Raw genomic sequence first — 21010 nt, 5'->3', positions numbered from 1 at the left:
CAACCGTTGTCAGACGACTTTGTCCACCTCGACATGGTCACCTAGACACGGTTGCCTCGACATGGCTACCTCAAAGGCTACGTAGCTCAGCTGGTTAGAGCACATCACTCATAATGATGGGGTCCCCTGTTCGAATCAGGGCGTAGCCACCAGATATCACGACGAAGCCCGCCGTTCTCACGATCGGCGGGCTTCGTCGTTTTCGTCTGCTGGAGGTTCAGTTGGCTCGCGGATTATCGAATGACCGTCCACGACCTTCGAATGCGACTCAGATAGCGCGGCGGCGACTTTCCTCGATATAGGCTGACCGTAATCGGCGAGAGACATCGCCGGGCCGGCCGTCACCGATCATTACCTCATCGATCGCGATGACCGGGGTGACGAACGAGGACGCCGACGTCACGAAGCACTCTCTGGCACTCTGTGCTTCCGCGACACTGAAAGCGCGCGCCTCGACATCCAACGATAACGCTGCGGCGATCTCCAGAACGACGGCCCGCGTAATCCCGGGCAGGATGGCGTGCGATAGCTCGCGCGTCACCAGCACGCCGTCGTGCGTCAGTATCCACGCATTGTTGGAGGCCCCTTCCGTCACCATGCCATTTTCGACCAGCCAGGCGTCATCGGCGCCGGCCGCTTTCGCCGCCATCTTGGCCATCGCCGGATAGAGCAGCTGTACCGTCTTGATGTCACGCCGTGTCCAGCGCCAATCGGGTTGTGTCGCGACGCGGATACCTTCGCTGCCACTGCGGCTATCGACGAGGGCCTTGGCCTGGGTGAACAGCACCAGCGTCGGCGGCGTTGAAGCATCCGGGTAGGCGAAATCACGATCGCCGGCGCTGCCTCGCGTCAGTTGCAGGTAGACCATTCCCTCCTCCAGCGCGTTGCGTCGGATCAGCTCGCGGTGGATCTCCAACAACGTCTCGTCGCTCCACGGCAACGACATCTCGAGTTCACCGGCCGAGCGCTTTAGCCGCTGCATATGCCCGGAAAAATCGATCAGCTTGCCATCCAGCACCGACGACACTTCGTAGACCCCGTCGGCGAGCAAAAAACCCCGGTCGAAGACCGATACCTTGGCGTCCCGTTCCGCGACGTAATCGCCATTCACGTATACCGTGCGCTGTGTCATCTCATGCCGTCTCTAATATCTGTCTTCATGTTCAGGCCGATTGTCGCTGAACCTCGCGACGCGGAGTGTAGCTCCATGACGACTGCTCATCCCCACAGAGCGGGCATTGCCGGGTGCACACCCTCGACGTCGAAACGCATGCCGTGCTCACGATCCCGCGCCAGCAACAGCGGTCCGTCAAGATCCACCACCGCCGCCCCCTGCGCGACCAGCAACGCCGGCGCCATCGACAGCGACGATCCCACCATGCAACCCACCATGATCTCGAAACCCTGGGCCAGCGCCTCCTGCTTGAGCGCCAACGCCTCGGTCAGGCCACCGGTCTTGTCGAGCTTGATATTGATCATGTCGTAGCGACCCACCAGGTTCGGCAGCGAGCGGCGATCGTGACAAGACTCGTCGGCGCAGACCGGGAGCGGTCGTTCGATCTCCGCCAGCGGCGCGTCGTCTCCGGCCGGCAGCGGCTGCTCGACCATGCGGATGCCGAGCGCCAGCAGGGTCGGTGCCAGGCGTTGGTAAGCTTCTCGGTCCCATCCCTCGTTGGCGTCGACGATGATCCGCGCTTCCGGCGCGCCCTCACGAACCGCCTCGAGGCGTTCGATATCCCCCTCGCCACCCAGTTTCAGCTTGAGCAACGGCCGATCGGCGTGACGCCTGGCCTTATCGCGCATGACGTCCGGCGTGTCCAGGGATAGCGTAAAGGCCGTGATCTCGGCTCTGGGCTCATCGATGCCGGCAAGCGCCCAGACCGGCTTGCCGGCAATCTTGGCTTCCAGATCCCAGAACGCACAGTCGAGCGCGTTGCGCGCAGCGCCGGCCGGCAGTCGCGTCTGCAGCTCGAGGCGATCCATACCGTTTGCCAAGGCATCGCCCATCGACTCGATCTCGGCGATGACGCTATCGACCGACTCGCCGTAATGCGCGTAGGGCACGCACTCGCCGCGCCCGGCATGTGTTCCGTCGTTCAACGTCGCGACCACCACACGCGCTTCGGTTCGGGAACCACGGGAGATGGTGAAGACTTCGGCAAGCGGGAAGACCTGCTCCTCGACGCTGAGACTCAGCATGACAGCACCGCTTCCGCCAGACGCCCGGCGCCCTGGCGGTAAGGGTCCACGCAGGGCAGGCTCAATCGGGTTTCCAGCTCGGCCAGATAGCGATCCGCTTCGTCGACCGGCATGGCGGCGGTGTTGACCGAAACGCCGACGACCCGGCAAGCGGGATTCACTACCTGCGCCAGCGGCAGCGCCGTATCGCGCAGCTGTTCGAGCGTCGGCAACGAGTAATGCGGCAAGCCGCGCATATGTGTGCGAGTGGGTTCGTGGCACAGAATCAGCGCATCCGGCTGGCCGCCGTGAATCAGCGCCAGGGTGACGCCGGAGTAGGAAGGATGGAACAGACTGCCCTGCCCTTCGATGATGTCCCAATGATCGTCATCGTTGTCCGGCGTCAGCCATTCGATCGAACCGGCCATGAAGTCGGCGATGACGGCATCCAGCGGCACGCCTTCACCGGTGATCAGGATGCCGGTCTGACCAGTGGCACGGAAGCTCGACTTCGCGCCCCGCTCGCGCAGGGCGATATCCAGCGCCAGGGCGGTGTACATCTTGCCGATCGAACAGTCGGTACCCACGGCCAGGCAGCGCTTGCCACTACGCTTCTTGCCGTCGCCGATCGGATACTGAACCTGGGGTACGCGCACATCGATGAGGCGCCCGCCGTACTTCTCCGCCGCCGCCACCAGCTCCGGCTCATTACGCAGCAGATTGTGCAGGCCGGAAGCGATATCCATGCCGGCCGCCAAGGCCTCCTTGAGCACGGCGATCCAACTGCGGGAAATCACGCCACCACGATTCGCCGCGCCGATCACCAGCGTTCTGGCCCCCTGGGCCACCGCCGCATCGATGTCGAGATCCGGAAGCTTCATATCCGCCTGGCAGCCGGGTAGCCGGTACTGCCCCAACGCATACTCCGGGCGCCAGTCACGAATGCCCTGAGCGACCTTGGCAGATAACGGATCGGGCACATCGCCCAGGAACAACAGATAAGGAGTCTTGAGCATGTTGTCTTGTCTCTGATGAATAGATACCGACGGAGCCTACTCCGCCATGGCGATGCGCCACGACGCGACATTCTGGTCCGCTACATCATACTCTGCGGCAGCCACAGCGAAATGGCGGGAAACGCCAGCAGCAGTGCCAGGATGAACAGATCGCACGCCACGAATGGCCAGACGCCAGCGAAGACCTCGCTGATCTTGACGTCCTTTCCCGCGGCGCCGGCCAGGGCAAAGGCGTTGAGCCCGACGGGTGGCGTCACCCCCGCAATCTCGCACATCTTCATCGCAATGATACAGAACCAGATCGGCTCGTAGCCAAGTTCCACGACGATGGGGAACACGATCGGCAGCGTCAACGCGAATGCCGCTGCCGGCACCACGACCATGCCCATCAGGAACCAGATGACCAGAATCAGCCCCAGGACCATCCATGAAGGCACATCCCAGGAGGTCATGAAATTCGTGATCTCGAAGGGAATCCGCGTGAGCCCCAGAAATCGACTGAAGAACAGTGCCGCCACAATGATGAAGAACAGCGTAGTCGTGATTCCGGCCGACTCCCGCAGCGCCCCGCGCAGCTTGTCGAGCGAGCGTAGGGGCCCGGTCGCCACGCCCAGGATGATCGCGCCCAGCGCCCCGACCGCACCGGCTTCGGTCGCCGTGAACAGACCACCATAAAGGCCGCCGATAACCACGCCGCCCAGCAGCAGGATTTGCCACAGATCGAGAAGTCCGCGTACACGATCCCGCAGCATGATCCGGTGCTCCTCCTCCAGCATCGGCGCGAGCTCGGGGTTGCGCTTGGCGCGCCAGACGATCGAGATCGCGTAGACCAGCGCGGTCAGCACGCCGGGTACGATGCCGGCAATGAAGAGCTGACCTACCGGCACGCCGGTGAAGATAGAGAACAGGATGAACATGCCGCTGGGCGGAATCATTGCCGCAAACGAGCCCGCACAGGCGATACTGCCCAGCGCGAAGCGCTTGTCATACTGATAACGACGCATCTCCGGATAGGCAATTCGCCCGAACACACTAGCCGTTGCCAGAGAAGAGCCGCACACGGTCGAGAACGCGGCGCTACCGAAAGCCGTCGCAACCGCCAGCGAGCCGGGAATCCTCGCGGTCACGCGATGTAGTCCCTTGTAGGCCAGCTCGGCGAAGCCGCTGGCCGCCGCCAGCGCCCCCATCAAGACGAACAAAGGCAGCACGGTAAAGGTCGGCGAAGCGATCGCCGTATACATGGTATCCCCGAGCAGCGAGGTGGCGCTGTACGGGGTCAGAAGCGTGGCGATCCCAATGAAAGCGACCAGCAGGAAATTGATGGCCAAAGGAACGCCAAGCACGAGAAGTATCAGCAATGCCGCGACACCGACGACGCCGACTAGCGTGAAGTCCATGATGATATCCGTAGTAGTAGAAAGTCAGAAACCCCGGAGGCGCAAGCTTCTCGGTCTTCACGGACTCTTGAACCGGAACTGGGCCACCAGTCGGCGACACAGCTGCAGCCCGTAAAGCGCCAGTGCGGCGAACATCACGAACTTGACCGGATAAACCAGGATCGGGCGTGGCCCGGCAATCGCCTGGCGGCTCTCCCAGGCATTGACCGCGTTGGTCCATACTGCCCACGCCACGATGATCACCGTCACGAGCGAAACCAGCGTGATGAAGCCCGTCAATAGACGCCCCGTGGTGCCGCTGAGTTTGTCCGTCAGGAACTCGACACGAATATGCGCGTCCCGTTCTTCCGCATGCGACAGGCCGAGATACACCACCGCAATCATCGTGAACATGGCCAGTTCGGAGACGCCGTAGAGAGGACGCGAAAATCCCCGCGCCACCAGATCGACGATCATGAACAGCACCACCAGGATCAACAGCCAGCCACACAGCTCAGCCAGGCTCTGATTCAGCCGGGTCATCAGGCGCGGCCTACGCGCCTGATGATTGGCCGATCTCAAACTGGACGGCGTGACCTCGGTAGGCGCCCGAGAACCGACGTTCGAGTCGCTATTCATGAGTCGCCGGCCGCCGAACCGTCATCTATGATCTTTTTCATCTTCTCGATGATTCGCGCGGGGTCCTCGGCGCCGGCATCCTCGGCGCTCTGGATCCAGGTCTGGCGATTGGTTTCCACTGCCGGTAGCGAGACGAACTTGTCGATATCGTCGGCGGAGGCTGCAGTGACGGTATAACCGGCGGCTTCCTGCACCTTGACGATGCGATCGAACTCGTTGGCGTAATACTTGCCGAAGGTCTTCTCCGCCTGCGCCGCGGCCTGCTCGAACCAGCCCTGCATCTCCGTAGACATCGCGTCCCACTTGCGCTGATTGACGGTGAGGATCATGGGCACCGCCAACCATAAGCGGCGTGACGTCAGGATATTCGGTGCAACCTCGTCCATGCCGGTACGGTTGAGGCTGTCGTAATTAGTGAAGACGCCGTCGATGGCACCCGACTGCAGCGACTGATAGGTGTCGCTCCAGGGCACCGATACCGGCGTTGCGCCCAGATCGCCCAGCAGATTGAGCATCCATTGGCTGGATGCGCGCACCCGTTTACCTTGGAAGTCATCAAACGACGTCACGGGTTCGCGAAAGACGCCGGCATAGGGAAGATAGGGGTAGATATAAATGATGTGCTGGTCCTGCTTGGCGAATTCCTCGCTTAGCTCCGGCACCTGGTCGTAGACGGCATGGTAGACCGACATGATGTCGGCGTAGTTCTCTGGCCCGGCGGGAAACAGCTGGAAAGCCCCATTCAGCAGCAACTGATTGGGATAGTAATTGATGTTGATATAACCCATGTCAGCAACACCATTGCTGACACCGCCGAGGATTTCATCGCCCTGCATGACCGAGGCACCCCAGTAAGGCACCACTTCGATCTCGCCGTTGGAAACCTCGCTCAAGGCATCCAGAAAGCCCTTTTCGGCAGCACCGCGCAGGCCATTCGGTGCAGTATTGGTCGCATAGGTCAGCGTTTCCGCAGCGGCAACCGCACCAGGCGTGGCAGCCAGGCCGGCTCCCAGGGTCAGGGTGAAGGCGGCCGCCGACATGAAAGGGCGCCACGGGAGAGATTGCGGGTTCATCAAAGGCATGGGGAAAACCTCTTTATCGTTGTCGTTGTCGTCGTCGTTGCCGTCACAGCTCGTCGTCATCGAGCTGTCAGAAAATAATCATCGATGTCACACGCGCCTGTCTCATACCTTTTTGTCGACGGGCCATAACCTGACGTTAATGATGCAAGGTTACTCGATCATTCCTTCTCGCCGCAGGAGACGCCCTGCGCGGGTGCGGACATCGCCATCGACCCAGGTTGGTTGCCCGTTGACCATTACCCAGTCGATACCGACCGCAGGCGTCGTCGGCGCGACGAAGCTGGCGCCTTCGCGGATCGTGTCGAAATCGAACAGGGTCAGATCGGCAAACGCGCCCTCGCGGATCGAGCCACGATCGGTCAGCCCGAAACGCGCCGCCGACATCGAGGTCATCTTGCGGATTGCCTCCGGCAGGTCGAGCAGCCCCTCGTCACGGCAATAGTGGCCGATGACGCGCGGAAAGCTCCCCCACAGCCGCGGATGGGGATTCGGGTCGCTGGGTAGCCCGTCGGAGCCGATCATGGTTAGAGGATGCGCCAGCACGCGGCGCACATCCTCCTCATTCATGTTGTGATAAATCGCTCCGGCCGGCATCAGGCGGCGTGCCGCTTCGGTCAGATCGACCTCCCACTCGGCAGCGATATCGCTCAGCAGACGCCGCCCTTGCTCAGGATGCGGCTTCGACCAGGTAATCAGGATCTCGAACTCGTCCGAGACCCGCCACAGATCGAGCGTCGTCGAGCAGGCCGAATAGGGATAACAGTCGCAGTTGCAAGGCTGCTCGGCCGCCGCCGCCTCGAGCTTCTCGATGGCGTGTTCGCTCTTGCCCCAGTTGTCGACGTCGGCGCACTTCAAGTGCGATATCACCAGCGGCACCCCGCCATGCCGGGCCGTGTCGAACGCCTCATCCATCGCCTCGAACAGCAGCTCGCGCTCGTTGCGCATATGGGTGGTGTAGATTCCTCCCTCTTCGCCGACTATCTCGACCAGCGCCTTTACCTCACCGGCCGGCGCCTGACGCGCATTGGTATAGGCCAGACCGGAACTGAGGCCGATCGCGCCGGCCCGCAGCGCCGTGCGCAACGATTGGCGCATGGCCAGTATTTCCTCGTCGCTGGCGGCCCGGTCAAAGCGATCCATCACCCCGGCGCGCAACGTAGTATGCCCGATCAATGCCGCCACGTTGACGGCAGGCGTCGCGGCTTCCACTGCCGCGGCAAAGGCATCGAACTGCGCAAAGAACGCATCGCTCTCGCCGAGCAGATTCATCGGGTCCGGCACCTCACCGACGATCTTGACCGGCGAAGCGCTGATACCGCAGTTGCCGACGATCACCGTGGTAATGCCCTGAGTGATCTTGGGCAGCATCTCCGGCTCGCGGATGGCGCAGCTATCGTCATGGGTATGAACGTCGATGAATCCCGGGGAAAGATACCGCCCTTCTGCTTCGACCACCTGCGCGGCATCAGTTGCATCCAGATCGCCAATTGCCACGATTCGATCTCCGCTCACGCCAACGTCGGCAACGAACGGCTTGCGACCGGTACCATCCAGAACGTGAGCCCGACGGATGATCACATCGAATGTCATATTGTTCTCCTGATGATGTGGAACGGCCAACGTCGTGTCATTGCGGGGTTTTCAGCATCGTGCCCGGCTGGATGACCAGCGTGTCGAGCCCGGCAGCACGCACCGCAGCCTCGCCCATCGGCGTAGTAATCAGACGGCCACCGCTGCCGACGACATCGTCGCCATCGAGCAGCCGTTGCCCGTGCGCGTAGGTCAGGACCGGGCGCCGGCGTTCGAGATCGAGCACGGTGATATCCGCATCGGCACCAACCCCCAGATGCCCCTTGTCATGCAACCCGAGGATTTTCGCAGGATGGAGACTTGCCTTGCGCACGAAACCCTCGAGACTCAAGGCATCCAGATGCACCAGAGCGAGACCTCGCGCCACGATATCGTTGCGCGGGATCCCGCCACCGTCGGTGGCCAGGGCATCCACCGCATAACGCCCGTCGTCCCGCGTAGCCGTGACCAGCCGCAGACGCGGCTCGGGAGGATTGGCCCGAAAGCTGATGCCGATGTTGGAACCACAGGTACGCCAGGCGGCCAGGCCCTCGGGGCCGCCCACCAGGTCGACGATACCCCCGCGCTCGAGATTGACTAGCGCCCAGCCGGCTAGAATCGCTTCGGCCATCCCCTCGCTGGTGGCCGGATACCCGCCACGCTCGAGCCCGAAAGCCGCCAGCCGACTCCCCGGTACGCCGTCGATACACTCGCCACTGACACCGTTGAAGGGTGCGAGATAGGACTCCGAGCGGATGTGCGGATGTGCGGCCAGCAGCGCCAACGCCTCCTCGCCCTCTGACACGGCATCACGGATCTGCCCTCGGCAGTAGCTATTGATATGCGCCAGATGTAGCGGATGGCCCGCACTCAATTCGCATGCCTCGCGCATGCCTTCGATATTGGAACCCGCAGACTGCGTGCCGGCATGAAAGGCGACGTAAGCGCCACATCCGGCAGCCGCCTCGATGGCACGCGCTGTAGCCTCGGCGGTCAACGGATAATGGCCACCCAGCAGCTTCAGCCCGATTGCGCCCTGGCCCAGGGCGTGACTCAGGGCTTCGTCGATATCGTCGCGGCCGGGGTCGGCGGAAGCGATGGTGTGTTCCGGCCGCAAGTAATTGACGCAGGCGACGCTCAGTCCACAGCCGTGGCGCACCGCCAGATCGACCACGCCTTCGATGGGCCCCGCCGTGTCCAGCGCTGTGGTCACGCCAGCCCTTGCCAACATTCGATGGCCGCAGCCACCACCCAGAAAGGGTGATAGATGCACGTGCATGTCGACGATACCCGGCATCACCACGAGTCCCGCCAGGTCATGCTCGCGTCGCGCCTCACCGGCAATGGTCGGCGCCACTTCGGCGATTGTTCCGTTGCGGAGCGCAATATCCCGGATTTCGTGCAATCCGTTGGCAGGATCGACGACGGTGCCATTGCGTAGCAGAACGTCATAACGCTCGATCATGTTCGTACCTCGGCGATTGTCGTTATTGTGGTTGTCATCAGAAGAGCGGCTTTCCTCGCGGTAACCGCTAGCGCTCGACACCCGTCTGCGACGTAATTCGTCCGTAGTGCTCGACGCGCCGGTGACGCGCGAAATCGAAGATGGTCGTTTTGCCGAACTGACAGCGGTCCATATCGCAATGCGCGGTAATTAGCTCATCCCCCTCTCCGGTGGTACGCGCAACCACGAATCCGTCCGGATCGACGATGATCGTGCCACCCATCAACGGAAAGCCGTCCTCTAATCCGGCCTTGGCAACGGCCACGGCCCAGGTCGCGTTCTGGTAGGCGCCCGCCGTGACCGACAGTTCTGAATGATAGAGCCGCTCGCTCAGGCCCTCGCCACGATTCTGCGAGTTCACTGACGGCGTGTTGTAACCCAGCATGACCAGTTCGACGCCCTGCAGGCCCATGACGCGCCAAGTTTCCGGCCAGCGACGATCGTTACAGATGCACATGCCCATCAGCGTGCCTTCGTTGTCGAAAGTCTCGAAGCCAAGGTCGCCGGGTTCGAAGTACCTCTTCTCGAGATGCTGGAAGTCACGCGCGGCGTCATACTCCACATGTCCCGGTAGATGAACCTTGCGATACTTACCGACGATATGACCCTGACGGTCGGTGAGGATGGACGCGTTGAAATGGTGTCCTTCCGGCGTCAACTCGGCATACCCGAAAGAGATGGCGACGCCATGCGCGCGAGCCCGATCGAACAGAGGCTGGGTTGCCGCATTGGGCATCTCGCGCTCGAACCAGCCGTCGATCTCGGACTGGTCCTCCATGTACCAGCGCGGGAAAAAGGTCGTCAGCGCCAATTCCGGGTAAACCACCAGATCGCAGCCCTGGTCGGCAGCCTGGTCCAGTAATGACAGCATTCGCGACACGACCACTTCACGACTGTCGCTTTTCTGAATGGGCCCCATCTGAGCCGCGCCGATTACCCGTTCACGCATGACCTGTCCGCCTATCGAATTTGATTTGGTCGAATCAGTGTCTGAATATTGCGCCGAAGTGTCGTATACCGATTTATCGGCAGCCCATAACTTTTAGTTAACCTACGGGTGCACGCAGGTATCGCTAGCGCTGAAGCGGACGAATGCCGCCTTGAGGTGTGAAATGAACACGTGGGCCAGCTGCGACAGCGGCTCCGTACGCGGATAGACCAGGCTGACGATCAGCCGCTGTTCGACGGGCAGAGGCACCGCCGTCAAATGGTCACTGTGAAACCCCTGCCAGGTGAATTCATCGATCAGCGCGATGCCCGCACCCGCATTGGCCAGGGCACAGGCATAGTGCGGGGAATCGACCTCAGTAGCTGGCCGCCACGGCTCACCGGCACTCTCGAATGCCGAACGGATATGTTGCCCGAACGGTGTTTCTGCGCCATAACCGATCAGATCGTAGTGGCGGAGCTCGGGCAATTGCACCATGTCGCGCTCCGCCAGCGGGTGATCGCTCGGGCAAACGCAAACCATGCCCGCTCGATGCAGCGGGCTGGCTTCCAGGTTGGGATGATTGACCGGGAACAACGAAATGCCCAGATCAGCCTGACGATCGAGCAGTTGGTCGCGCAGCTGCGTATGCCGCTGGCAATCGAGACTGACACGAACATCCTGTTCTGCCCGAAAGCTGGTGATCGCCCACGGCACTACCTGATGGCCGAGACTCGAACTGGCCGCGACGCGAACGACGCCATGACGCCGCTGGGTCAGATCGTGGAGCGTGTTGTTGACTCGCTGCACATCACGATAGACGTTCTCCACATCACGAAATAACCGTCGTGCTTCCGGCGATGGGTAGAGCCGCCCCTTGATGCGCTCGAACAGCGTAAAACCGATGCGCTGCTCGGTGTGGGCGAGCATCCGACTCACCGCCGGCTGAGAAATCATCAGGACGCGCGACGCGCCACTAATGCTGCCGGTCGTCATGATTGCCCGGAAAACCTCGATCTGCCGCAAATTCAGCGCCATTGCCGCCTCGCTAACCAAAGTCCGCCGTTACATCACCACAATCAATACCCATTCTCGGTCCAGCTCGACATCCGTGACGCGAGAATCAGATGCTCAATCGATCGCCAGCTCGGGCCGGTCAAAAAATACCTTCAACGCGCGGATCAGATACGCCGGGTCACGACTGCCTGCCGTTTCGCGAATCGAATGCATGCCGAACTGCGGCACGCCAACATCGATGGTCGGCACGCCAAGTTCGGTGGCGGTGATCGGTCCGATGGTGCTGCCGCAGCCCATGTCCGCACGGGTCACGAACTGTTGAACGGGCACGCCGGCTTCACGGCAGATTTCATGGAACAGCGCCCCGGTGGCGCTGTTGGTGGCGTAGCGCTGGCTGGCATTGACCTTGATCACCGGCCCCGCGTTGAGTGACGGTCCGTGGTTCGGGTCGTGCTTGTCGGTGAAGTTGGGGTGAACGGCGTGAGCGTTATCGCAGGAGATCATCAGCGAGCGCTGGATCAGCCGCACGAAGCCCTCGTCGCCCGCCTCGCCGAGTGCCGAGTTCACGCGCCGCAGCACGTCGGCGAGAAACGGGCCCTGGGCGCCACAGGCACTGGCGCTGCCGACTTCCTCGTGATCGTTGGCGACGAACAGCGCGCCCTGCCGACCGTCGGCCGCCAACAGTGCTTCGACACCGATGAAGCAGGAAAGCAGGTTGTCGAGCCGGGCACTGGCGATCATCTCGCCATTGACACCCACCCGCGCCGGCGGCTGTACATCATAGAAGCCCAGTTCGAAATCGACGATATCCGCCACCTCGATGGCGTGCTCGCGCTCGATCCACTGCTTGAGTAGACGGTCGAAATCCGGCGCGTCCCCGCCCTGCATCATCAACGGCGCCATCTGCGTCTGCGCATTCAACGCACGGCCATTGTTGGCTTCGCGATCCATGTGAATCGCCAGACTGGGAATGATCGCCACCGGTTCCGCCACGTTGAGCAGCACACCCTGCAGGGTCCCATCGGCCCGGCGCACGTGAACCCGGCCGGCAATGCCGAGATCACGATCGAACCACGGCGCCAGCAACGCCCCCCCGTACACCTGCACGCCCAACTGCAGCCAGCCTTTATTGACGATCGCCGGTTGCGGTTTGATTCGCAACGCTGGACTATCCGTGTGAGCGCCGACCATACGCATCGCTTCGAGCGAAGAGTCAGGTAGTTGAAACGCAATCAAGGCACTATCGTTGCGCGTCACGTAATATTTTTTGCCTAGCGACAACTTCCAGCTGTCAGTTTCCTTGAGCGGCCGATATCCTGCCGCCTCCAGCCTTGCCGCCAGATTGGTGGTGGCGTGCCAGGGAGAGGGCGAATGCTGAAGGAAATCGATCAAGCGATCTTCGAGAGCCTTGTCGGCGGCATGGTCTGACATGGGTTTCCTCGGATGTCGGTCTGTAGTCACGCAAACTGACTGCTACAATGAATCCCGGACCTGAAAAAGATTCATGGATCCGGTGGTCTTCTAGGGAATAGAGAGTGTACAGGAAACCGGGAGTGCTTCATTGATGACCCTGATTGTCGCCGCTCGGTACGCGGCCATGTGTTTGCTACTGCTGGCATGGAGCGTCACGGCGCTAGCCGGTCCCACCCCAACGGATGACCAACGTCAGGCGGCAAGCGAAGTCGCCGAATCGCTGGAGTATGGGCATTACGCCGAGGTCGAGATCAACGACGCCTGGTCGAAGCGCGCGTTCAAGCGCCTGCTCGACGTCCTCGACGATCAGCGCGCCTACCTCCTGCAGCGAGACGTCGACAACTTCAGCGATCTGGAAACGACACTCGATGATGCGCTCAAGTCAGGCGATCTCGATCGTGTCTATGCATTCTATTCACATTATCAGGATCGACTCGAAGCCCGACTGCAGTGGCTGGTGAAAAGAGTCGATCAGGGGATCGACTACGACTACGCCAGCAACGAACGCTTGGCGCTCGATCGGGAAGATTCCTCCTGGGCGGGAAGCGAGAGTTCGCTGGACGATCTATGGAACAAACGTCTGGAGAATGCCGCGCTGACGCTGTCGCTGAGCGACCAGTCGCCGCAGGAGATCCAGAAGACGCTGCATGATCGCTACACCAACCAGCTCAACCGTGTACGCCAGACCAACGCCGAAGATGTACTGGTGCTGCTGATGGCGGCAGTCACCGGCACCGTCGACCCTCATACCGAGTATTTCTCGCCGCAGCAAAGCGAATCGTTCGATATTCAGATGCGGCTGTCGCTGGAAGGCATCGGCGCACTGCTGCAGAGCGACGGTGAGTACGTCAAGGTATCGAGCCTGGTACCCGGCGGACCCGCGGACAAGGCCGGCGTGCTGCAACCGGCGGACCGTATCGTCGCGGTGGGTCAGGATGAAGATGGCGACATGGTCAACGTGGTCGGCATGCGCCTCGATGAAGTGGTGGATCTGATTCGTGGGAAAAAGGGCTCGACGGTACGTCTGGACGTCATTCCCGCCAAGGCCGTCGACGTGACGCGCACACACACCGTCAGAATCACTCGCGATACCGTCAAGCTAGAGGACCAGGCCGCTCATAGCCGGATCGAGCAGGTCCAGCGTGATGGCGAGACGCACAAGATCGGGGTCATCACGGTGCCGGCGTTCTATGTCGACTTCGACGCCTGGCAAGCCGGTGAATCCGATTATCGCAGCACCACCCGCGATGTCGCCAAGGAGATCGCCAAGCTCAAGGCGCAAGACGTCGAAGGTATCGTGCTTGATCTGCGCAATGACGGCGGCGGCGCGCTGCAGGAAGCCAATTCCATGATCGGCCTGTTCATCGATCGCGGGCCCACGGTACAGGTTCGCGACGCTCAGGGACGCATCAATCTCTACGGTGATACCGACGCCGGTGTCGCCTACGACGGCCCTCTCGCCGTGCTGGTCAACCGCCTATCCGCTTCCGCTTCCGAGATCTTCGCCGGAGCGATTCAGGATTACGGTCGAGGTCTGGTGGTCGGCAGTCGAACCTTCGGCAAGGGCACGGTGCAGACCCTGACCGATCTCAGCCATGGACAGATCAAGCTGACACGTGCCAAGTTCTATCGGATTTCCGGCGAGAGCACCCAGCATCGCGGCGTCGAACCGGACATTCTCTATCCCAGCTTGATCGACCCCGACGAGATCGGTGAAAGCGCCCTCGACAACGCCCTGCCCTGGGATCGAGTACGTCCGGTGCAGTACCGCCTCTATGGAGAGCCGTGGCGGTATATCGAGGGACTGCAGGACCGTCACGAGCGACGCATCGCCAACGATCCCGATTTCGTCTATCTCGAGAAGCAGGCCCAGCTGAGTAAGCGTCTACGCGATCAGCAGACCAGCATCAGTCTCAACAAGGATCAGCGTCAGCGCGAAATGGACGCCCAGGAGAGCGAACAGCTGGCTTTGGAGAACCAACGACGCCGAGCGCTGGGAATGGAACCGCTCGAGCACTGGACCGACGCCCGCGAAGATGGGAGCACGTCGGGCGAGGAAGACAAGGCGAGCGAAGGTTCCGACAGCAAGGACGACAAAGGCGCGGCCGCCAACGACAGCAGCGATGAAGATGCAGCCGATTCCGACGATGCCAAACCGATCGATCGCGCCGAACTGCAGGAAACCTCGCAGATATTGCTGGATTACGTGCAGTTGAAGTCCAACGGATAATCTATCGCGCCCGGCGTGGGGTCATCCGGCGCCGGGTACGAACCAGTAAGCTCCGACGTGTCGAATCCAGAATTAGCCAGTCGAATTTAGCATCAGCCAAGGGCCTCGCGAACTCGCAAGGCCCTTTTTTCGTTTAAAGTTTGATGGCAGTCGCAACGTCGAACCCGGCCTGCCTGGGTTTAGAAAATAAGGGTTTGGGTTCAGAAAATCGCTCATCGGTCGTTGAACGTTTGGAAGACTCGAGAGCGACATCATGATGGCGATATTGATCCGAGCAACGGTGCTCCTCTGGCTGGGCCTATCAGGAATTGTCCAGGCGGACACGATCCATCCCAGCTCCACTCCTGCGGTTCACCCCGGCACGCTGGAGGCCTCATGCCCACCTGGCGCGGCTAGGGCACAACAGCAGAGCGCTTACGAGGCACTGACCCGACGACTCGAGCGGTGGGACGAGGCCTATTATCAGCGTCACGAACGCCTGGTCGACGACGGGGTCTACGACGAAGCCAAACGTCGCTGGCAGCGCTGGCGTCACTGTCTCGAGCCAGCCGCCGCGGCAACCCGCCAGGCTACACCTTCGTCGGCTAATGATGATCTCAAGCACCCTTTCGCCCAGACCGGACTCGACAAACTGCCCGATCGAAAGGCCGTCGGTGAGTGGTTATCGCGGCAATCGGCACGGGCGCTGTGGATCCAGCCCAAGGTCGATGGTGTCGCGGTCACCCTGGTCTATCGCGGTGGCAAGCTCGCTTCCGCCATCAGTCGCGGCGACGGAGAGTATGGACAGGACTGGACCGCCCAGGTTCGACGGATCACCGGCATCCCGCAACAGCTGGGCAGCGAGGCACCGATAACGCTTCAAGGCGAGCTCTTCCTGCGACTGCCCGACCACGTTCAGGCCCGGGATGGCGGTGTCTCGGCACGCTCCAAGGTCGCCGGACTGATGAACCGGAAGATATTATCGGCGCAGGATGCCGAGGCGATCGGCTTCTTCGCCTGGGCCTGGCCGGATGGACCTGTGACCGGGGACAGCCGGCTCGAACAGCTGACGCAGCTGGGATTCGTCGATACCGCCGATTACACCCGGCGCGTGGAGGGCTCGTCCCCCGCCGACCGCTTGGCGCAGGTCGAACACTGGCGCGATCGCTGGTATCGCACCGGACTGCCGTTCGCCTCCGATGGCGTGGTGATCAAGCGGAGCGAACGTCCGCCGGGGCAACGCTGGCAGCCGCAGCCGCCGAGCTGGGCCATCGCCTGGAAATATCCGGCGGCGCAAACGCTGGCCGTGGTCGAATCCGTCGACGTCTCGGTCGGGCGCACAGGCCGCCTCACCCCGATCGCCCGACTGGATCCGGTCCTGCTCGACGACCGCGAAGTCAGTTCGGTCAGCCTGGGCTCGCTGGATCATTGGCAAACGCTGGATGTTCACCCCGGGGATCAGGTTTCGATCTCTCTCGCCGGCGCCACCATTGCCCAGATCGACCGGGTAGTGATACCGGCCACGCCACGACAGCCGCTGGTGCTGCCCGACACTCGACGCTACGACGCGCTGTCCTGTCTGCGCCTGACACCCGGCTGCCGGGAACAGTTCCTGGCCCGGCTGGAATGGCTGGGCAGCGCTCACGGCCTGGACATGACCGGCATTGGCCCCGCCACCTGGGCCGCGCTGGTCGACGCCGGCCTGGTCGACGATCTATTGTCCTGGCAACAACTGGATGTCGCCCAGCTTCAAGCCCTGCCTGGCGTCGGGGAGACGCGCGCTCGGCAGTGGATCGGCGCGTTCCACGAGGCCGAGAACGCGAGCCAAAGACAGTGGCTCGTCGCGCTGGGCATGCCACCGATACCGGCAGCCGTCGAGCAGGCGGCACTCGCGCCCTCATTGAACCGTCTGCGCGAACGTTCGGCGACATCCTGGCAAACCTTCGATGGCATCGGCGTCGTCCGTAGCGAACGACTGGCGGCCTTCTTCCACCACCCCGCCATCGATGCCCTGCTCGACACGATTTTCCAAACGTCGACGACGACCTTGTGAATCGCCAGTCCCGTCTTCAGCACCCCGCCCTACCGCCAGCATTCGTCGAAATCTGGTCGACCGCCTGTCAGGCCACTTGCCGGTGACGGCAAGTCGGTCTGACAGGACTCATCTCTGCAGAACCATTTAAACCACCGTCCGATTCAAGAAAACGCGGCATGGCGCGGCTGCCAGGTCGCGTTACAGTCACCTCGTGTCTGCGTACCGGCGGCCTTCCGTGGCGTATCTCATCGATATGTCCGAACGACCTATCGCCGGCAGGCAATGCCTCTATCCGGTCGTCCAGCTCCAAATGGCCACGCTCAGAGGCTCATACCCGAAGGTCCATAACCAGAGAGAGGGATCGACACGATGTTCCCCGCAAGACGATCCTTCCTGTTCCTGCAAGGTCCCCGCTCACGCTTCTTCGACCAGCTGGGGCAGCGACTCAGCGACGACGGCCACAAAGTCGTCAAGGTCAACTTCACCGTTGGAGATCAGCTGGGATGGCATGGGAAATCGGCGGAAACCTTTCGTGATCCCCTGCCCATGCTGGGCGAGTTCGTCACCGACCTGTGGCGACGTCATGGCATCACCGACCAGGTTGCCTTCGATGACCGTCGGCCCGTCCACAAGGGAGTGCTGGGCGCAGCGCGACGACGCGGCATCCGTAACCACATTCTGGCGCCCGGGTACTTTCAACCCTACTGGGCCACACTCGAGCGTGAAGGCGTCGACGGCTACTCGCTGCTTCCGCGGGATCCCGAGTGGTATCACAGCGTTGGCCCGACCATCCCTCACGCGCTGCCTCCCCGACCTTTCCAGCAGCGCCTCACACCACATCTGGTGCGGAATATCGGCTACCAGCTGGCCGATATAACCGATTTGCTGCGATTTCGCCACACGCGCCGTCACACCCGATCCTGCGGCGATATCGACTATCGACGACTCATCGGCCGAGGTCGACGCCGATCTGCCATCCGCTGTCGGCGACTGCTCGACGAGAGGCAGCCGTTCTTTCTGTTTCCGCTCCAGCACGATGGCGATAGCCAAATTCGTTGCCACTCGCCCTATGCCGATATGGCCGAAGGCGTGACGCGGGTCGTCGGCTCGTTTGCCCGTTTCGCACCGGGACATACACGGCTGGTCGTTCTCGATCCAAAGGGAACGGCTTCTACGGGCTACGTTCGCCGACTACGGGATCTGGCGCGAGAAACCGACCTGGGCGAGCGAATGGTGTTCCTGTCCGGCATCGATCTGAAAACGCTGATCGATCATGCTTCGGGGCTGGTAACGATCAATGGCCGCGAAGGGTTTGCAGCGCTGGAGAGCGGGTGCCCGACCCTGGCACTGGGGGAGTCGATCTACCGCCTGCCTGGATTGACATCCGCCAGTACTCTGGATGACTTCTGGCGCTATCCGATCGGTCCCGAGAGGCGCCTGTTTCGAAGCTTCGCCAAAGTCGTCATTCATGCCACTCAGATCAACGGCGGCTTCTACGATCGCGAAGGTATCGACCTGGCCGTGATCAATGCCGTGGCGCACCTGACCCAGGACATCTCCCCTATCGAACGGCTGCTGTGGGACTCTCGCCTACCGGTCGCCTCGTAGACTTTTCGTACAGACCCTAGGTTCGATTCTCGGCAGTATTTCGAGCAGTCCCTTCTGCTAACGGAACCGTCCCTATCCTTACAAAGAAAAGCGGCCAGGTGATTGTCACCCGGCCGCTCTTTTGGCTACCCGCTCGGTCGTCGAATCCGCCTACGAATTGGCCGGAGAGAGTGCCCTTCCAATGTCGATGCGAGGTTTCACCATCAACTTGGTGAACGCCATCAAGACCATTTCTTCGATCGCCGGCCCCATATCCGCCTTGAGCGCTTCGTAACTCGGATAACTCGGCGTCGGCGCGATGCACATCTCGAAGAAGTGCTGGCGATTGATGTGCGGATTGTCGATGAAGAACTGGCTCAAGCGGTTGTGCTTTTCCTGTTTCGCCGCACTGGAAACGTAGTTGCCCATCCGCGCGAAGAACTGTTCCACGCTCCGCAGCGGCAAGTGATAGATGCAGGCTTCCCACTCCCGGGCGAAATTCATGATCTCGGCCTCAGGCTCCAGCACCGTGCCATCCTGCTTGGCCATCAGCCAGTGATACCCCATATGCAGACGATGGGACTGGCGATGGATGAACAGCGCCTTGGTATCGGAGGCCTGCTCCCCCAGCGACCAGTATTCGGCCTCCAGCAGCTTGCCTTCCAGATCCTGCTGATAGGCGATTCGCTCCTTGCAGATCACGTTGATCCACGGCAGCCGGAAGTAGAATCGCTTCAGATTCTCTTCCCCCGGGAATCGCTGTGCGAATGCCGCGTAGAAGTCCTTGACCGTGAGCCTGTTCTTGAAAGTCAGGAACTCATCGGCGTCGAAGCCGTAGACGACGTTGAAGCAGTCCTTTTTCAGGTAGATATCCAGCGCCCCGTTGATATAGTCGGCTTTGCGCCTGGAAAAGCCCTGTTCGTCCTCGATCTCGACAAAGGCGATCTCCTTTTCCGGGTAGCGGTCACGCAGCTCGGCGACGCACTCTCTGAGGAAATCGTGCTCGATATGGCTGAGTACGATGAGCCGGTCGAATCCCAACCGCAGGTGATGCAGGAAAGACGCGAAGACCACGTCTTCTTCACCCCTCACCATCGTGATGGCGGTAAATTCGATATTCATGATTGAGCTTCCTGTCATGTTAAAGATACTTGCCGCCGTGGCGGCGACACAAAGTGGGAAACAGAGCCGGCGTGCTCACACAGGATCGACGCTCGGGATCAGCGCGATCCTCTTGACCTCAACGCGATTCTCTTGACCTCAACGCCATCATTTTGACCTCAACGCCACTATTCTGACCTCAGCACAATAATGTCGATTTCCGCATCGTCCGTTCAGTCTCACCGGCGCACCCACCAGAAAGCTCGAGCCTTCTCCGGATTACCGATATCCATCGCCTTGCGAGCGGCGTTCTGCGCCATCAGACGTGCGCCCGCCGGATCGTCGATCAACTGTTGCATCGCCGAACGCCAGGCTTCGGGCGTGTCCTCGACCAGCAAACCGTCCTCGCCGTGCGAGACGATCTCCCGGTAGGGAGAACGCGCACTGTAAAGGCCGACGCTCCCCATCGCCGCGTTGTCCAGAAACTTGATATAGGTCTTGCCGGCGTTGAACGGCGTGTCGCGCATCGGCGTCAGGCTGATATGCATTCGCTGACGACCGCGGTAGCGCTGAAAGGCCCGCCAGCCTAGAGGCTTGGGCGTACGGACCCGCTGCAACCCGCGTAGCGAGACCGGCGAAAATCCTCCCAGCATGATCTCGAACGTCAACGCCTTGTTGCGCTCGTGGATATCGACCAGCGCCGGCGTGATGTTCTCGAGATCGGCCAGGTGAGCCCGAGAACCGTGAAACCCCACACAGGGTGCCAGCATCGAAAAATGGTCGTGACTCGGCATCGCCGCAATCAATGACGGGGCCAGGAGCGCAACCGAATCGTGACGACGACTGAAGTGTCTCGCCAACGGTTCACAGCAGGCGATCACTTCGTCGGCGATCGCCAGCAAGCGTGGCTGCAAGTGAGAGGCCACATGCGCCATTCGCCGCCGGTAGGTTTCCGGCAGCTCTTCGTCTTGCGCAGCGGCATCGACATCGTCGTCGATCAGATAGCGAATGGTGGACAAACGGTGACGGTTGTCTTCCAGCCAGGAAATCCAGGCGCCGTTGAGCGACCGGCAGACGAGGATGTGGGCATCGCGCAGTTCGCCCACCAGCCAGGGCATGCACATGACCGGCAGCCGCCAGTAGCTGGTGTCGATCCGCTTGACTTCGATGCCACGTGATTGCAGCCACGGAGCCACCGATTTCAGAAAGTAGATATCTTCGGTCGGACAGGTTCCATCACTCAAAACCACCCAGCGCGGATAGTTCATGATCAGTCCCCTCGTAGGCTGGAAATTC

At 61.4% G+C, this 21010-nt stretch carries 16 protein-coding genes and 1 tRNA gene; 4 read left to right on the top strand and 13 right to left on the bottom strand.

The window, feature by feature from the left end:
* The first annotated feature begins 75 nt into the window (after positions 1-75).
* Positions 76-152: transfer RNA gene (locus BTW08_RS03940), tRNA-Met, on the top strand.
* A 116-nt stretch (positions 153-268) separates the two neighbouring features.
* Here the strand turns inward: BTW08_RS03940 and BTW08_RS03935 are convergent.
* The 11 genes from BTW08_RS03935 to BTW08_RS03885 all read right to left on the bottom strand — a co-directional run bounded on the left by BTW08_RS03935 (position 269) and on the right by BTW08_RS03885 (position 12740).
* Positions 269-1132, bottom strand: coding sequence for a D-amino-acid transaminase (locus BTW08_RS03935; RefSeq protein ID WP_075561222.1), 864 nt, complete (start codon positions 1130-1132; stop codon positions 269-271).
* A gap of 86 nt (positions 1133-1218) precedes the next feature.
* Positions 1219-2199: an N-acetyl-D-Glu racemase DgcA gene (gene dgcA / locus BTW08_RS03930; protein ID WP_139313570.1), complete on the bottom strand. Its 981-nt coding sequence runs from the start codon at positions 2197-2199 to the stop codon at positions 1219-1221.
* Complete coding sequence (gene dgcN, locus BTW08_RS03925; protein WP_075561221.1) at positions 2193-3194, bottom strand: N-acetyltransferase DgcN; 1002 nt, start codon at positions 3192-3194, stop codon at positions 2193-2195. Before dgcN ends, dgcA begins: the two co-directional genes overlap by 7 nt.
* An 80-nt stretch (positions 3195-3274) precedes the next feature.
* On the bottom strand, positions 3275-4591 hold the full coding sequence (locus tag BTW08_RS03920) for a TRAP transporter large permease (RefSeq protein ID WP_075561220.1): 1317 nt from the start codon (positions 4589-4591) through the stop codon (positions 3275-3277).
* A 57-nt stretch (positions 4592-4648) separates the two neighbouring features.
* Complete coding sequence (locus BTW08_RS03915) at positions 4649-5113, bottom strand: TRAP transporter small permease (protein WP_168170633.1); 465 nt, start codon at positions 5111-5113, stop codon at positions 4649-4651.
* Between the two features lie 92 nt (positions 5114-5205).
* Positions 5206-6351 carry a TRAP transporter substrate-binding protein DctP gene (gene dctP, locus BTW08_RS03910; RefSeq protein ID WP_075561218.1) on the bottom strand — a complete coding sequence of 382 codons (1146 nt, stop codon included), beginning with the start codon at positions 6349-6351 and terminating at the stop codon, positions 5206-5208.
* 90 nt (positions 6352-6441) lie between these two features.
* Complete coding sequence (locus tag BTW08_RS03905) at positions 6442-7881, bottom strand: D-aminoacylase (RefSeq protein WP_075561217.1); 1440 nt, start codon at positions 7879-7881, stop codon at positions 6442-6444.
* Positions 7882-7918: 37 nt separating this feature from the next.
* Positions 7919-9325: an amidohydrolase family protein gene (locus tag BTW08_RS03900; RefSeq protein WP_075561216.1), complete on the bottom strand. Its 1407-nt coding sequence runs from the start codon at positions 9323-9325 to the stop codon at positions 7919-7921.
* A 67-nt stretch (positions 9326-9392) separates the two neighbouring features.
* Entirely contained in the window at positions 9393-10313 is a 921-nt protein-coding gene (locus BTW08_RS03895) for an N-carbamoyl-D-amino-acid hydrolase (protein ID WP_075561215.1), read from the bottom strand.
* Positions 10314-10415: 102 nt separating this feature from the next.
* Entirely contained in the window at positions 10416-11330 is a 915-nt protein-coding gene (locus BTW08_RS03890; RefSeq protein WP_075561214.1) for a LysR substrate-binding domain-containing protein, read from the bottom strand.
* Between the two features lie 93 nt (positions 11331-11423).
* Positions 11424-12740, bottom strand: coding sequence for a M18 family aminopeptidase (locus BTW08_RS03885; RefSeq protein WP_075561213.1), 1317 nt, complete (start codon positions 12738-12740; stop codon positions 11424-11426).
* Between the two features lie 133 nt (positions 12741-12873).
* Between BTW08_RS03885 and BTW08_RS03880 the strand changes: the two genes are divergently transcribed.
* The 3 genes from BTW08_RS03880 (at position 12874) to BTW08_RS03870 (ending at position 18634) form a co-directional block, all read left to right on the top strand.
* Positions 12874-15012 (top strand): carboxy terminal-processing peptidase, encoded by a 2139-nt coding sequence (locus BTW08_RS03880; RefSeq protein WP_075561212.1) that lies wholly within the window; start codon positions 12874-12876, stop codon positions 15010-15012.
* Between the two features lie 253 nt (positions 15013-15265).
* Positions 15266-17044, top strand: a complete 1779-nt coding sequence (ligB, locus tag BTW08_RS03875) for an NAD-dependent DNA ligase LigB (RefSeq protein ID WP_210403186.1) — start codon at positions 15266-15268, stop codon at positions 17042-17044.
* Between the two features lie 351 nt (positions 17045-17395).
* Positions 17396-18634, top strand: coding sequence for a hypothetical protein (locus BTW08_RS03870; RefSeq protein WP_075561211.1), 1239 nt, complete (start codon positions 17396-17398; stop codon positions 18632-18634).
* Between the two features lie 150 nt (positions 18635-18784).
* On the opposite strand, the gene BTW08_RS03865 is transcribed toward BTW08_RS03870, so the two are convergent.
* A complete protein-coding gene (locus tag BTW08_RS03865; protein WP_075561210.1) occupies positions 18785-19735 on the bottom strand; it encodes a glycosyltransferase family 2 protein in 951 nt (316 codons plus the stop codon).
* 218 nt (positions 19736-19953) lie between these two features.
* Positions 19954-20982 carry a glycosyltransferase gene (locus BTW08_RS03860; RefSeq protein WP_075561209.1) on the bottom strand — a complete coding sequence of 343 codons (1029 nt, stop codon included), beginning with the start codon at positions 20980-20982 and terminating at the stop codon, positions 19954-19956.
* Positions 20983-21010 lie beyond the last annotated feature (28 nt).

This window comes from Salinicola sp. MH3R3-1, assembly GCF_001937155.1.
Taxonomy (GTDB): Bacteria; Pseudomonadota; Gammaproteobacteria; order Pseudomonadales; family Halomonadaceae; genus Salinicola; species Salinicola halophyticus.
Note: the sequence above shows the minus strand (reverse complement) of the source record. Positions and strands in the feature narration are given on the sequence as shown.

Coding starts and splice junctions, on each gene's coding strand:
- BTW08_RS03885 (WP_075561213.1), bottom strand. CDS start 12,740: ATGTCAGACCATGCCGCCGACAAGGCTCTCGAAGATCGCTTGATCGAT.
- dgcN (WP_075561221.1), bottom strand. CDS start 3,194: ATGCTCAAGACTCCTTATCTGTTGTTCCTGGGCGATGTGCCCGATCCG.
- BTW08_RS03860 (WP_075561209.1), bottom strand. CDS start 20,982: ATGAACTATCCGCGCTGGGTGGTTTTGAGTGATGGAACCTGTCCGACC.
- BTW08_RS03935 (WP_075561222.1), bottom strand. CDS start 1,132: ATGACACAGCGCACGGTATACGTGAATGGCGATTACGTCGCGGAACGG.
- BTW08_RS03870 (WP_075561211.1), top strand. CDS start 17,396: ATGTTCCCCGCAAGACGATCCTTCCTGTTCCTGCAAGGTCCCCGCTCA.
- BTW08_RS03900 (WP_075561216.1), bottom strand. CDS start 9,325: ATGATCGAGCGTTATGACGTTCTGCTACGCAATGGCACCGTCGTCGAT.
- BTW08_RS03895 (WP_075561215.1), bottom strand. CDS start 10,313: ATGCGTGAACGGGTAATCGGCGCGGCTCAGATGGGGCCCATTCAGAAA.
- BTW08_RS03905 (WP_075561217.1), bottom strand. CDS start 7,881: ATGACATTCGATGTGATCATCCGTCGGGCTCACGTTCTGGATGGTACC.
- ligB (WP_210403186.1), top strand. CDS start 15,266: ATGATGGCGATATTGATCCGAGCAACGGTGCTCCTCTGGCTGGGCCTA.
- BTW08_RS03890 (WP_075561214.1), bottom strand. CDS start 11,330: ATGGCGCTGAATTTGCGGCAGATCGAGGTTTTCCGGGCAATCATGACG.
- BTW08_RS03920 (WP_075561220.1), bottom strand. CDS start 4,591: ATGGACTTCACGCTAGTCGGCGTCGTCGGTGTCGCGGCATTGCTGATA.
- BTW08_RS03865 (WP_075561210.1), bottom strand. CDS start 19,735: ATGAATATCGAATTTACCGCCATCACGATGGTGAGGGGTGAAGAAGAC.
- dgcA (WP_139313570.1), bottom strand. CDS start 2,199: ATGCTGAGTCTCAGCGTCGAGGAGCAGGTCTTCCCGCTTGCCGAAGTC.
- BTW08_RS03915 (WP_168170633.1), bottom strand. CDS start 5,113: ATGACCCGGCTGAATCAGAGCCTGGCTGAGCTGTGTGGCTGGCTGTTG.
- BTW08_RS03880 (WP_075561212.1), top strand. CDS start 12,874: ATGACCCTGATTGTCGCCGCTCGGTACGCGGCCATGTGTTTGCTACTG.
- dctP (WP_075561218.1), bottom strand. CDS start 6,351: ATGACGACGAGCTGTGACGGCAACGACGACGACAACGACAACGATAAA.